This is a genomic window from Nostoc sp. UCD121, assembly GCF_014222285.1.
In the GTDB taxonomy this organism is placed as follows: Bacteria; Cyanobacteriota; Cyanobacteriia; order Cyanobacteriales; family Nostocaceae; genus Nostoc.
Window position 1 is genome coordinate 1 of sequence record NZ_JACKZS010000486.1, and the last position, 1,008, is coordinate 1,008.

Annotated in this window: 1 protein-coding gene and 1 pseudogene; both read left to right on the forward strand. The window is 43.3% G+C overall.

Features of this window, described 5'->3' with window-relative positions; translation table 11 throughout:
• Positions 1–738: pseudogene (locus GNF10_RS37085) on the forward strand (hypothetical protein); the annotation flags it as partial.
• Complete coding sequence (locus GNF10_RS37090) at positions 735–914, forward strand: hypothetical protein (protein WP_185583614.1); 180 nt, start codon at positions 735–737, stop codon at positions 912–914. The pseudogene GNF10_RS37085 and the gene GNF10_RS37090, both read left to right, overlap by 4 nt.
• The last annotated feature ends 94 nt before the right edge of the window (positions 915–1,008 follow it).

Here is a 1,008-nt window from a genome sequence, read left to right on the forward strand (position 1 = left end):
CGGTTAAAAACCTTTAATAATTCATCATTGAGTGAGTCGCAATGGCGGCAGAAACTTTGGGCATCAGGTAAAGCTTTGTCTTTAATCTGTGAGGAGGCCACCACATACGGCGACTTCATTAAAGATGCAGAACTGTTAGACAAATTCGGCAAGCTGGCACTGACCAAAAGCCGTAAACAAGAGATGCCCATTACTGTCGTAGCTCATAACAACACCCAGACGTGTTTATTCGGCATTAAGGGATTACATAATCTTGTTTCTAAGATGCTCCAAGTTGAATGTTTGGCAGAAGTAGATCCAGTTACACTACAGCCCTCATCGACGGGGAAAGCTAAGGTAAAACTCGACAGTTCCAACGAATGGCTTGATGTTAATCTGCCCAAAATGACAGTGAAAATATCTGACTTTAGCGACGCTCTCCCAGCAGAATCTAACCCCAATCCCCCCATTGACAAAGCTACTTTAGAGCGCATTTATGAACTGGAATTCAATCTTGGTAATAAAGCAGGTGATACCCAATCTGAACCGAACAAACTATCACCCCAGGCGCAAAAACTGTATGAATATCTCACCAGGACTGAACGAATTGAAGCTGATGTAAGAGAGTTTAAGGGCAATTTTAAAGTGAACGGTGAGAGATTTAGTGTTGAGCAAATCAAGGGCTGGATGTATGAAATTGTTGGAGCATCTTTAGCAGACTGGATAGGCGAGGGTGTTATCAAGCTTAATCAAATTTGACTGCGATTGGTGTCTGGTGTCTACCCCCAAAACCGCCCTTTTTTCGCGGACACTCCTCACCAGACACCACAGACACCAAAGCTCAAAACCCTTATCCTGTCCAGACACCAGCAGACACTACCCCAGACACCGCCCAGACACCAAGTGTCTTCAACGTGTCCGCTAGACACCAATAATAAATACCCGAATAAACAGCCATTTATTATTAGAGGATTATCAACATCATGCTGAAAATAGTAATTGTTGAACCAGAAACATTCACTCTCTTAG